The sequence below is a fragment of the Novosphingobium oxfordense genome, from assembly GCF_044029435.1.
In the GTDB taxonomy this organism is placed as follows: domain Bacteria; phylum Pseudomonadota; class Alphaproteobacteria; order Sphingomonadales; family Sphingomonadaceae; genus Novosphingobium.
In genome coordinates, this window is record NZ_CP147005.1 from 659,854 (window position 1) to 671,602 (window position 11,749).

Below are 11,749 nucleotides of genomic sequence, written 5' to 3' on the forward strand. Positions count from 1 at the left end.
ATCCGTGCGGCCCGGCGTCCATACGGTCGCAAATCGTTTAAACGGACGTTTCCTTTTTGCGCGGGAAACCCTAAATGCCGCTTCGATATGGCACGTCCGCAGCACCCTACATTCGACAAGAAGAAGTCCGTAGCCGAGAACCGTCGTGCGCGCTTCGAATACCACATCGACGAGGTCTTCGAAGCCGGCATCGTCCTGACCGGTACCGAAGTGAAGTCGTTGCGCTTTGGTGAGGGCTCGATTGCCGAGGCCTATGCCGAAATCAAGGGCGGGGAGTGCTGGCTGGTCAATTCCAACGTGCCCGAATTCAGCCATGGCAACCGCTTCAACCACACGCCGAAGCGTCCGCGCAAACTGCTGCTGAAGGAGCGTGAGATCGCGCGCCTGCAAGGCTCGGTAGAGCGCAAGGGCATGACGTTGGTGCCGCTGTCGGTCTATTTCAACGGACGCGGCCGCGCCAAGGTTGAGCTTGCGCTCGCCAAGGGCAAGAACGCGGCCGACAAGCGCAATACGATCAAGGAGCGCGACTGGAAGCGGGAACAGGGCCGCATCCTGCGCGAACACGGGTGAGCGCGCTGCTCCACCGTCTCGGCGCCTGGCTGCACGGCCAGATGCCCACGCACGCGCAGTTGGAGGCGAACCGCTTTACCGCGCCGTTCACGCGCCGGCCGGAACTGTTCCGCTTCACCCGCCGCTCGGTGCCGCGCGGTGTGGCGGTGGGCATGTTCATCGGCATCTTCGCGTTGATTCCCGGCGTCCAGATCGTTGGCGCGGCGCTGATGTGCGTGCCGGTGCGCGGCAATATACCGCTGGCCGCCGCGATCACTTTCATCTCCAATCCGGTGACGACGCTGCTGATCATCCTTCCGGTGGCCGTGGCGATCGGGAACAGCTTCGGCTACCATGCCGACATCGCGACGGTGGAGGCGATGGTGCGGGAGGGGGCGAGCCTGGCGCAGTGGCGCGGCTGGATGCTGTCCGACACCGCGCCTGCGGTTGTCATCGGGCTGTTCATCCAGTCGGTGATCGCCGCCGTCGTCAGCTATTTCCTCACGGTATGGTTCTGGCGCTACTGGATCGGCCGCAAGCATCGCGCGCGCCGCAATCGCGCGCCGTTCCGGGCAGTGGCAACCGAGGCGGAGGAAAAGGCCGCTGAAAGGGCTGCCGACAGGGAAGGGATCGCATGAACGCAGGCCAGCAGCACACCGGCAGGTTGTCCGAAGCGGGAGTGATCGGGCTGGCTCTGGCGGTGAGCGTCGCGCTGGTCTGGCTGGTAAGCGGGGACGGTTTGCTGGCCGCGATTCTGGCCGGCGCGCTGCTGGTCCTGGCGGGCCTTGCCTGGATGATCTCCAACCGCCGGGTGGACGTTGCCGAAACGGAATTTGCCCTGCCGGACTGGTCCGTCACTGTCGCTGCGATCGACCGCGATGACATGGCCATCGCGCTGACGGACCGCGCCGGCCGCCTCACATGCGCCAATGCAAGCTACGAGACGTGGTTCGGCGCCGGCCACGATCCCTCGCGCCTGCCGATGGGCGACGCCGCGCATGAGCAGGTTGCCGAACTGGTCCGCTCCGTCTGGCGGGACGGGCAGGGCGTGACGCAAGTGCACGCCGCGATCGGTAACGGCAGCGCGAGCGGTGCCGAGGCCGACTGGCGCATCGAAGTGCGCCGCGCCGGCCGGGGCGAGGATTTTCTGGTCTGGCGTATCCAGTCGGTCAGCGCGGTCGATCTGGTTGGCGACATGGCCAGGCAGGTGGACGGCAAGCTGGGCAAGGGCCTGACCCGCGCCGGCATATCCGCCGCGCTGGTCGATCCGGACGGGACCATCCGCGCCGCCAGCGCCGGTTTCGCCCAGCGCGCCACCGGCGATGCGCTGGCGGACATGACCGGGCTCGATTTCGTGTCGCTGCTCAGCCAGGAAGAGGGTGAGCGGATCGGCTGGGCGCGCGAGAGTGGGCGCGGCGGGCCGCTGGTGCTCTATCACGTGCCGGTGGCCGATCCCGATCTTCCCGGCGATCCCGATCCGAATACCACGCCGGCGCTGATGCTGGTGGTGGAGGCCGGGCAGGGCATCGGGGCAGGCGGCAGCAGCGGCACCGCCGCGCCGCATCTTGAAGCATTGCTCAGTCAGCTTCCGCTCGGCCTTGCCATGGCCGACCGCGACGGGCGCCTGCTGTTCGCCAACCCTGCTTTCATGCGGGCGGCGGGTCGCGAAGGACACGTTCCGCCGACGTATCCGACCGACCTCGTCACCAAGGAAGACAAGCGCGCGCTGTCCGAAGCGATTCGTCGTTTTGCGCAGGGGCCCTCGGCAGCGGGCGATATCGCCGTGCGGCTGGCCGAACTGCCCGACGATCCGGTCTCGCTCAGCCTTGCCGGCGTGCGCGGGCTGGGCGAGGCGGCGGTACTGCTGGGTCTGACCGACACATCGGAGGAAACGCGCCTCAAGCGGCAGGTGGCGCAGGCCACCAAGATGCAGGCCGTGGGGCAGTTGGCCGGCGGCGTCGCGCACGATTTCAACAACGTGCTCACCGCGATCCTGGGCACCTGCGACCTTATGCTGATGCGCCACACGCCGGGCGATTCGGACTATGACGACATCCAGCAGATCCGCGCGAACTCGAACCGCGCCGCCTCGCTGACGCGTCAGCTGCTGGCCTTCTCGCGCCAGCAGACGCTGCGGCCCGAAGTGCTCCAGCTGCCGGACGTGGTGGCGGACGTTTCGCAGATGCTGCGCCGCCTGATCGGCGAGAAGATCCAGCTCGTCGTCACCCATGACCGGGATCTCGGCCCCGTTCGCGCGGATCCGACGCAGTTGGAGCAGGTGATCGTCAACCTCGCGGTCAACGCGCGCGACGCCATGCAGATGAAAAAGGGCTCGGACGGTTCGGGCACGCTGACGCTCGCCACCCACCGCGTCACCACCACCGACGTGCGGGCCATGCGCAGCGAGATCATTCCGGCGGGCGACTATACCGCGCTGATCGTGCAGGACACCGGCAGCGGCATCCCGCCAGAGCATCTGGGCAAGATATTCGAACCGTTCTTCACCACGAAGGAGCAGGGCAAGGGCACCGGGCTCGGCCTCTCGACCGTCTACGGCATCGTCAAGCAATCCGGCGGCTTCATTTTCGCGGAAAGCGAAATGGGCCTTGGCACGCGCTTCGTGGTCTACCTGCCGGTGCATCACATGGCGCCCGGCGAGACGAGCGTGCCGGCCATCAAGGATGAGGCGCCGCCCAGCCAGTGGGCCGGCGGCGGATCGATCCTGCTGGTGGAGGATGAGGATCCGGTGCGCATCGTCGCCGAACGCGCGCTCACGCGGCAGGGCTATCAGGTGACGTGCGCGCGCGATGGCGAGGAGGGGCTGGAACTGGTCCAGCAGGGCGGCCGGTTCGATCTGGTGGTGTCCGACGTGGTGATGCCCACGCTGGACGGTCCGGCGATGGCGCGCGAGGTTCGCCGCATTGCGCCCGGACTGCCGGTGCTGTTCATGTCGGGCTATGCGGAAGAGCAGCTGCGCAAGGAAATCGGCATCGCCAATGCGTGGTTCATGCCGAAGCCGTTCTCGGTGCAGCAGCTCTCCGAAAAAGTCGGGGATGTTCTGGCGCGCATGGCGCGGCATTAAAAATCGGAAAATAGCCAAAGTTCCCCTCTTGTTCTACTGGAACAAAGAGGATACATCGTTCCCCATGACGTTGACCTTTCTGGTCAGGCCGGTAGCAAAGGGGAAGTGAAATGGCTGCTCAGCTCAAGCTGATCCAGGAAGGCAAGGAAAAGGAAGCGATGGACCGTCAGAAGGCGCTGGAAGCCGCCCTCGCGCAGATCGACCGCGCGTTCGGCAAGGGCAGCGCGATGAAGCTGGGCTCCAAGGAGACCATGCAGGTCGAAGCGATCTCCACCGGTTCGCTCGGCCTCGACATTGCTCTGGGCGTCGGCGGCCTGCCGCGCGGCCGCGTGATCGAGATCTACGGGCCGGAAAGCTCGGGCAAGACCACGCTGGCACTGCACTGCATTGCCGAAGCGCAGAAGACTGGCGGCACCGCCGCGTTCATCGACGCCGAACACGCGCTGGACCCGGTCTATGCCAAGAAGCTGGGCGTCAATATCGACGAACTGATCGTCTCGCAGCCCGACACCGGTGAACAGGCGCTGGAAATCGTCGATACGCTGGTGCGTTCGAACGCGATCGACGTGCTGGTGGTCGACTCGGTCGCCGCTCTGGTTCCCCGCGCCGAAATCGAAGGCGAGATGGGCGACAGCCACGTCGGCCTTCAGGCCCGCCTGATGAGCCAGTCGCTCCGCAAGTTGACCGGTTCGATCAGCCGTTCGCGCTGCATGGTGATCTTCATCAACCAGCTGCGCATGAAGATCGGCGTGATGTACGGCAACCCGGAAACCACCACCGGTGGTAACGCGCTGAAGTTCTACGCTTCGGTCCGTCTCGACATCCGCCGTACCGGTGCGATCAAGGATCGTGACGAAGTCGTCGGCAACGCCACCCGCGTCAAGATCGTGAAGAACAAGGTCGCCCCGCCGTTCAAGCAGGTCGAATTCGACATCATGTATGGCGAAGGCGTCTCGAAGATCGGCGAAATCCTCGACCTCGGCGTCAAGGCCGGCATCGTCGAGAAGTCGGGCGCATGGTTCTCCTACGACTCGATCCGTATCGGTCAGGGTCGTGAGAACTCGAAGACCTATCTGAAGCAGAACCCCGAAGTCTGCGAGCGTCTGGAAAAGGCGATCCGCGCCAAGACCGACGGTCTGGCCGAAGAGATGATGGTCGGCCCGTCGGAGGACGACGACGTCGAATAAGTTCGGCGATCTCTGCTAGAGATAAGAAAACCCCGGCCCCACAAGGCTGGGGTTTTTCTTTGCAGTCATAATGTTCGGCGACAAACTGCGTTGGACGTTAAAGCGTTTCGTCGCCCCCGCGAAGGCGGGGGCCCCGCTTTCTTTTCGCAAGCGCTGTCGAACGGAACACCGCTTCACCCCGGTGGCAAGTACAGCCGCGCCCAAGGCGATTTAAGCCCAACAAGGGTGTCGTTCCCGCCACGCAGGACGAGATATCGCAATTCCCGAACAGTCTGACCGTTGCAACCCGCTTGCCGCCGCCGCGCGGCTGCATTATCGGCGCGATCATGCACACGACCAACGAGATCCGCCGGTCCTTCCTCGACTACTTCGCCAAGAACGGCCATGAGGCCGTTCCGTCAGCGCCGCTCGTTCCTTATAACGACCCGACGCTGATGTTCGTGAATGCCGGCATGGTGCCGTTCAAGAACATTTTCACCGGTCTTGAAACGCCCTTCGCGCCGCGCGCCACATCCTCGCAGAAGTGCGTCCGCGCCGGCGGCAAGCACAACGATCTCGACAATGTCGGCTACACCGCGCGTCACCACACCTTCTTCGAGATGCTGGGCAACTTCTCGTTCGGCGATTACTTCAAGGAACAGGCGATCACGCACGCCTGGACCCTGTTGACCAAGGAATGGGGCCTTCCGGTCGAGAAGCTGCTCGTCACCGTCTACCACACAGACGACGAAGCCTTCGACCTCTGGAAGAAGATCGCCGGCCTGCCGGAATCGAAGATCATCCGCATCCCCACGAAGGACAACTTCTGGGCGATGGGCGACGAAGGCCCGTGCGGCCCGTGCTCGGAAATCTTCTTCGACCACGGCGACCACATCTGGGGCGGCCCTCCGGGATCGCCGGAAGAGGACGGCGACCGCTTCATCGAGATCTGGAATCTCGTGTTCATGCAGTTCGAGCAGGCCGCTGGCGAGATCGTCGGCAACCTGCCCAAGCCTTCGATCGATACCGGCATGGGCCTTGAGCGCATTTCGGCGGTCATGCAGGGCGTGCATGACAACTACGACATCGACACTTTCAAGGCGCTGATCGCTGCGTCCGAAAGCCTGACCGGCGTTGCCGCCGAGGGTGAGCAGCGCGCCAGCCACCGCGTGATCGCGGACCACCTGCGTTCCACCAGCTTCCTGCTGGCCGATGGCGTTCTGCCCTCGAACGAAGGTCGCGGCTACGTCCTGCGCCGCATCATGCGCCGCGCCATGCGCCACGCGCACCTGCTGGGCGCCAAGGATCCGCTGATGCACCGTCTGGTGCCTTCGCTGGTTGCCGAAATGGGCCAGGCCTATCCGGAACTGGGCCGCGCGCAGCCGCTGATCGAGGAAACGCTGGAGCGCGAGGAAGTTCAGTTCCGCCGCACGCTGGCCAACGGCCTCAAGCTGCTGGACGAAGCCACCGGCGACATGGGCGAGGGCGGCGAGCTTCCGGGCGAGACCGCGTTCAAGCTCTACGACACTTACGGTTTCCCTTACGACCTGACCGAGGACGCACTGCGTTCGCGCGGCATCGCCGTGGACCGTGCCGGCTTCGACGCCGCCATGGCCCAGCAGAAGGCCGCCGCCCGCGCCGCCTGGAAGGGCTCCGGCCAGGCTGCGGACAGCGAAGTCTGGTTCGACATTGCCGAGCGCGAAGGCGCCAGCGAATTCACCGGCTATGCCTCGACCACCGGCGAAGGCCAGGTCGTGGCGCTGGTGAAGGGCGGCAAGGAAGTCCAGTCCGCCACCGCTGGCGAGCAGGTTGTCGTGCTGACCAACCAGACGCCGTTCTACGGCGAATCGGGTGGACAGGAAGGCGATCGCGGCACGATTGCAGGCGCGAACGGCCTGAAGATCGCGGTGTCCGACACGTCGAAGCCGCTTGGTCGCCTTCATGCGATGAGCGGCACGGTAGAGGCCGGCACGATCAAGGTGGGCGATGCCGTCAACCTGACGGTCGACGTTGCGCGCCGCGATGCCGTGCGCGCCAACCACTCGGCCACGCACTTGCTGCACGCCGCGCTGCGCAACCGCCTGGGCGGCCACGTCACCCAGAAGGGTTCGCTGGTCGCTGCCGAGCGTCTGCGCTTCGACTTCTCGCACCCCACCGCGCTCTCGGCCGAGGATATCGCCGCGATCGAGGCGGAAGTGAACGCCGAAATCCGCGCCAACGATCCGGTTCTCACCCGCCTGATGACGCCGGAAGACGCCATCGAGGCCGGCGCCATGGCGCTGTTCGGTGAAAAGTATGGCGACGAAGTCCGCGTGCTGTCGATGGGCACTACCGCGAAGAGCGCCGAGGGTGAGCGCACTTATTCGGTCGAGCTTTGCGGCGGCACCCACGTGCGCGCCACCGGCGACATCGGCGTGTTCCGCATCGTTTCGGAAAGCGCAGTTTCGTCCGGCGTGCGCCGTATCGAAGCGCTGACCGGCGAAGGTGCACGTCAGTGGCTGGTCGGCCGCGAGGAAGCGCTGAAGAGCGCTGCCAGCGTGCTGCGCACCACGCCCGAAGAGGTCGAGGCCCGCGTCACCGCGCTGGTCGAGGAACGCCGCAAGCTGGAGCGCGAACTGGCCGAAGCCAAGAAGGCGCTGGCCCTCGGTGGCGGCGGCGCGAAGGCTGAGGCGGCCGATGAAGAGGTCAATGGCGTCAAGTTCTCGGGCCAGGTGCTGGACGGGCTCGATCCCAAGGAACTGCGCGGCCTGCTTGATCAGGCGAAGCAGCGCATGGGTTCGGGCGTCGCCGCGATCGTCGCGGTGAACGAGGGCAAGGCCAGCATCGCCGCAGCCGTCACCGATGACCTTACCGGTACGATCAGCGCCGTCGATCTCGTCCGCAAGGGCGTAGAGGCGCTGGGCGGCAAGGGCGGCGGCGGCCGTGCCGACATGGCGCAGGGCGGCGGTCCGGACGGCGACAAGGCGGCCGACGCCATCGCCGCGGTGAAGGCCGCGCTGGCGGGCTGATCCTGCCATCCTGTGAAGTTCAGGCGGAGGGCGTCGGCACTTGGTGTCGGCGCCCTCGGTCGTTTCAGGAAAGCGCCTTCAGCACCCGCAGGGCGCGCTGTTCCAGCATGCGGCGGTGGGGTGAGGCGGCACGGTCCACCGCGCTGGGCTTCTGCGCCAGGAACCAGTCGTAGTTTTCGCAAAGCATGTCGAAATTGGCATAACGCGGTCGCCAACCCGTCGCCAGCAGTGGGGCCACGTCGAAATGGCAATCCCGGTGGTACGTGCGATAGTGCCAGGCGGTCAGCGGAGAGAGGCCCAGCTTGTGCAGAGCGTGCAGCGCCGCCGTCGACGGGGCGACCGGCAGCCCGGTAACGCGTGAGCGGGAGGCGGCGTGATCGATCAGCGCGCCCAGATCTTCTCGCAAGGTGCCGAAGCGGTCGGTGCCGACATTCCACGTGCCCGGCCGGCCCATGGCAACGGCGTGCAAGTGGAAGTCGATCAGATCGTCCACATGGATGAACTGCTGGCGTTGATGGCCGTCTCCGATCACGTAGACCCGGCGGGAGGCGCGGATCCAGTCGAACAGGATGGCGAAGATGCCCAGCCGCCCGGCGCCCAGCGTCACGCGCGGGCGAATGGTGACGACCGGAATGCCCGCCGCGTCGCAGATCGCCTGCATGGCCCGCTCTCCCGCCAGTTTGGAGCGGCCATAGTCCTCGATGGGTTGGGGCACGGTGGCGGCGGTGATCGGGCCATTCGGGGGCAGGCCGTAAACCGCCGTGGTGCTGAGATGCACGACCATGCGCACTTTGGCGCGGACGGCGGTTTCGGCGACGATCGCGGCGCCCCCCTCGTTCACGCGGTAATAGTCGCGCCCCGCCGCAGACTGGGCGACCAGCGCGGCATTGTGGTGGACCACGTCCACGCCACGCATCGCGGCGGAAACGGCGGCGGGATCGGTGACGCTGCCGGGCACGAATTCGATTTCGGCCGGGCGGGCGGGATCGTCCACCACATCCAGCACGCGCACCCGTTCGCCCCGCGCGTGCAACCGTGCGGCCAGGCGGGCGCCGATGAAGCCCGATCCGCCGACGATCAGGTGCTGCGCCATGCTAGTGGAACCGATGCGCCATCATCGCCTGCGCATTGCGGTGCGCCACGGCCATGACGGTGCCCTGGGGATTGACCATGGTGGGCGTGCACAGCAGCGATGCATCGCCGATGTAGAGCCCCTCGGCACCATGGACCCGGCCGAAGGAATCGGCCGCGCAGCGCCGCTCGTCCTCACCCATCGGGCAGGAGGAGAAGACGTGCACCGAAGTCAGCGCGCCGTCCGCCGCCGCCAGCAGTTCGGGCAGGCGGGCGATGTCGGCGGGCGAATGGAGCGTGGGATAGCCGGTGACGCAGGGATGCACGCGCAGCGCGCCCGCCGCGAACAGCGCCTGCGCCAGCCGTGCCAGCCCCTCCGCCAGCACGCGCAGTTCCTCCTGCGCGAAGCGAATGCGCACGAAGGGATCGCGAAAGCCGGGCATGTTGCGCACCGATGCGGTGCCGACGCCGCTCTGGACGTAGTAGATGCCCATGGACCGCCAGCGTTCGGCGATCAGGCTCCATGCATCTTCCCGCCCGGCCAGCGCCATGCCCAGCATCGCGGGATTGCTGATCGAGCAGCCCATGCCGAAGCGCGGTTCGAATTCCTTGATCTGGTGGACCGGATCGGAATCGCCCGGCCGGTTCACCTCATGGTCGAATTCGGCGACCACCTTGACCATCGGGTGGAAGCGCAGCGAGTTGCCGATGTTGCGTGTCAGCCCGGAACGGCGCAGCAGCGCGGGGGTCTGCACCGCCCCGCAGGCGACGATCACCACGGGCGCGCGGAAGCTGACCGGGCGGCGCGTGCCCGACGCATCGGCGCGGCTGCCTTCGGCGATCCACATGCCGTTGGCGCGGCGCAGGCGGTCGATCCGGGTGGAGGGAGAAAGCCGGCCTCCGGCGGCCAGGAAGCGCGGGACGAAAGTGGCGGACATCGATTGCCGCTCTCCGCTGCCGTCCCCGCGATAGTGGAACAGGCGGGGCGTCTCGATCGCGTGCCAGCCGTTGGCGCTCGCGCCCCGGTGCAGCATCTGCGACATTTCGGACGGGCGCCCGGCCACGTATTCGACCAGCGCGACTTGCTCGCACGCTTCGAAATGCGGGGTCATGCCGGCAAGGTCGAGATCGTCCACGCCGAAGCTGCGGCGCCAGTCGTCCAGGATATAGTCCGGCGTGCGGTGATAGAGCCCACGATTGACTTCGCTGCCGCCGCCCACGCAGCGGCCTTCCACCCAGGCCAGCTTGCTGCCGCCCATCGCCACGCTGACCCCGGCATTGCGATATTTGAACAGCATCTCATCACGCGAGAAGTGGGGCATCTGGGCGATCGGCACGTGCGCGCCTTCCTCCACCATCAGCACCGCGTGCCCGGCGCAGGCCAGTTCGGTGGCGCTGACCGCGCCGCCCGGGCCGGAGCCGATCACGATTACGTCTGCGGTTTCGATCTCGCTGGTCCGGCGTTTGGCCGGTTCGATGCCATCGGCGCTCATGCGGCGATCCTGCCCCCTTCGGCGATTGCGGCGGGGTAGGCGGCCGAATAGAGGCCATAGGCGGAAAAGCTGGCATAGAACGCGATCATCGAACGCATCGGCCCCAGCGACGATCCGCGCCAGCGGGCGACATGCGCCTGCCTCCGCGCCAGCACCAGCCGTGAGAAGCGCCGCTCTCCATGCAGGATCGGCGTGAATTCGAACAGGTAGGCCAGGATGTGAAAGCCCAACCGGAAGAAATCCGGCATGGCGGCGAGCGTGGCCAGCATATAGGCACGGACTTGTGCGCGCGCATCCTCACGCACGGTGGCGCACTGTTCGTCCACCAGCGTGTCCACCAACGGGCCGACGATCCGGGCGATGCGGGAAGGGCGCGCGTGCATCCTACTTGCCCGGGCCATCCACCATGTCCACCGGCGTGAAGCTGCGATCCGTCAGCGAATCGAGGCTGGGCACGTCCCAGAACGTCACCAGCAGCAGCACGCAGATGTTCACGCCCAGCATCGTCATCAACCGGCGGGAACGGAACATGCGCTCAGGCCGCTGCGCAATGGAGTCCGGCAGCATCGAGAGCCAGAGGTAGCAGCCGAACAGCCCGGTGATGAACGGGAAGGCCAGCACGTATTCGATGCGGTACTTGATCAGGAACACGCCCAGGAAGAACGAGGATAGCATCGCGTAAGTCAGGCAGCTGACGATCAGGCTTTCCGCCGTGTAGCCGCCGAACGACTTGCGATAGCGCTTCAGCGTCTCGATCCCGACGCTGGCGGTGATGTCGCGATATTCCGACAGGCGCTTGGATCCCATCAGGAAGGCGCCGCCGGTCCAGTAGGCCAGCAACAGGCTGGCAGGCGGCATGCTGGTGGGATCGAGCATCAGCCAGCCCAGCGTCAGGCGGATCGGGTTGTTCACCGATTCGGAAATGACGTCCAGGAACGGCCGGTCCTTCGATCGGATCGGCCGCACGTTGTAGACCAGCCCGGAGATCAGGAACACCAGCGCGCAGATGAAGAACGGCCGGCCCATCCACGCCGCCAGCAGCAGGCCGGCGATCGCGAAGGCCGCATATTCCAGGTAGACCAGCGCGGGCGAGAGTTGCAGCGACACCGCCTTGCGATGATGCTTGGAGGGGTGATGCGCGTCGAACTCGCGATCCAGCCATTCGTTGATGACGTAGTTGGCGGACGCGATCGCAATGGCCACGATGAAGCCGATCACCACCCGCTGCGGCGCGTCCAGCAGCGAAGGTTCGCGCAGGGCATAAGCCAGGATCAGGCCCGGGATGACGAACACGTGCTTGGAAATGTGATCGAACCGCGCAAGGCTGAGATAATCGCGCAGCCGGGCAGTACGGCTCTCCATGGACACGGAAGCGGGCAT

General features: G+C 66.1%; 9 protein-coding genes. 5 read left to right on the forward strand and 4 right to left on the reverse strand.

Annotated features, from left to right (window positions below; genetic code table 11):
• Positions 1-87: 87 nt before the first annotated feature.
• The 5 genes from smpB to alaS all read left to right on the forward strand — a co-directional run bounded on the left by smpB (position 88) and on the right by alaS (position 7,805).
• Entirely contained in the window at positions 88-570 is a 483-nt protein-coding gene (gene smpB, locus WBP07_RS02950; protein WP_395394180.1) for an SsrA-binding protein SmpB, read from the forward strand.
• Positions 567-1,187, forward strand: a complete 621-nt coding sequence (locus WBP07_RS02955) for a DUF2062 domain-containing protein (protein ID WP_395394181.1) — start codon at positions 567-569, stop codon at positions 1,185-1,187. Before smpB ends, WBP07_RS02955 begins: the two co-directional genes overlap by 4 nt.
• On the forward strand, positions 1,184-3,631 hold the full coding sequence (locus tag WBP07_RS02960; RefSeq protein ID WP_395394182.1) for an ATP-binding protein: 2,448 nt from the start codon (positions 1,184-1,186) through the stop codon (positions 3,629-3,631). The genes WBP07_RS02955 and WBP07_RS02960 overlap by 4 nt, the downstream gene beginning before the upstream one ends.
• A 110-nt stretch (positions 3,632-3,741) precedes the next feature.
• Positions 3,742-4,818, forward strand: a complete 1,077-nt coding sequence (gene recA, locus WBP07_RS02965) for a recombinase RecA (RefSeq protein ID WP_395394183.1) — start codon at positions 3,742-3,744, stop codon at positions 4,816-4,818.
• 326 nt (positions 4,819-5,144) lie between these two features.
• On the forward strand, positions 5,145-7,805 hold the full coding sequence (gene alaS, locus WBP07_RS02970) for an alanine--tRNA ligase (protein ID WP_395394185.1): 2,661 nt from the start codon (positions 5,145-5,147) through the stop codon (positions 7,803-7,805).
• 64 nt (positions 7,806-7,869) lie between these two features.
• Here alaS and WBP07_RS02975 read toward each other — a convergent pair whose 3' ends face one another.
• Genes WBP07_RS02975 through WBP07_RS02990 form a run of 4 tightly spaced genes read right to left on the reverse strand, consistent with a single transcriptional unit; the run spans position 7,870 to position 11,749 of the window.
• Positions 7,870-8,898, reverse strand: a complete 1,029-nt coding sequence (locus WBP07_RS02975) for an NAD-dependent epimerase/dehydratase family protein (protein WP_395394186.1) — start codon at positions 8,896-8,898, stop codon at positions 7,870-7,872.
• Position 8,899: 1 nt separating this feature from the next.
• Complete coding sequence (locus tag WBP07_RS02980) at positions 8,900-10,369, reverse strand: GMC family oxidoreductase N-terminal domain-containing protein (RefSeq protein ID WP_395394187.1); 1,470 nt, start codon at positions 10,367-10,369, stop codon at positions 8,900-8,902.
• On the reverse strand, positions 10,366-10,752 hold the full coding sequence (locus tag WBP07_RS02985) for a hypothetical protein (RefSeq protein ID WP_395394188.1): 387 nt from the start codon (positions 10,750-10,752) through the stop codon (positions 10,366-10,368). Before WBP07_RS02985 ends, WBP07_RS02980 begins: the two co-directional genes overlap by 4 nt.
• A gap of 1 nt (position 10,753) precedes the next feature.
• Positions 10,754-11,749: a UbiA family prenyltransferase gene (locus WBP07_RS02990; protein ID WP_395394189.1), complete on the reverse strand. Its 996-nt coding sequence runs from the start codon at positions 11,747-11,749 to the stop codon at positions 10,754-10,756.

Coding starts and splice junctions, on each gene's coding strand:
- smpB (WP_395394180.1), top strand. CDS start 88: ATGGCACGTCCGCAGCACCCTACATTCGACAAGAAGAAGTCCGTAGCC.
- WBP07_RS02960 (WP_395394182.1), top strand. CDS start 1,184: ATGAACGCAGGCCAGCAGCACACCGGCAGGTTGTCCGAAGCGGGAGTG.
- recA (WP_395394183.1), top strand. CDS start 3,742: ATGGCTGCTCAGCTCAAGCTGATCCAGGAAGGCAAGGAAAAGGAAGCG.
- alaS (WP_395394185.1), top strand. CDS start 5,145: ATGCACACGACCAACGAGATCCGCCGGTCCTTCCTCGACTACTTCGCC.
- WBP07_RS02975 (WP_395394186.1), bottom strand. CDS start 8,898: ATGGCGCAGCACCTGATCGTCGGCGGATCGGGCTTCATCGGCGCCCGC.
- WBP07_RS02980 (WP_395394187.1), bottom strand. CDS start 10,369: ATGAGCGCCGATGGCATCGAACCGGCCAAACGCCGGACCAGCGAGATC.
- WBP07_RS02985 (WP_395394188.1), bottom strand. CDS start 10,752: ATGCACGCGCGCCCTTCCCGCATCGCCCGGATCGTCGGCCCGTTGGTG.
- WBP07_RS02990 (WP_395394189.1), bottom strand. CDS start 11,749: ATGCCCGCTTCCGTGTCCATGGAGAGCCGTACTGCCCGGCTGCGCGAT.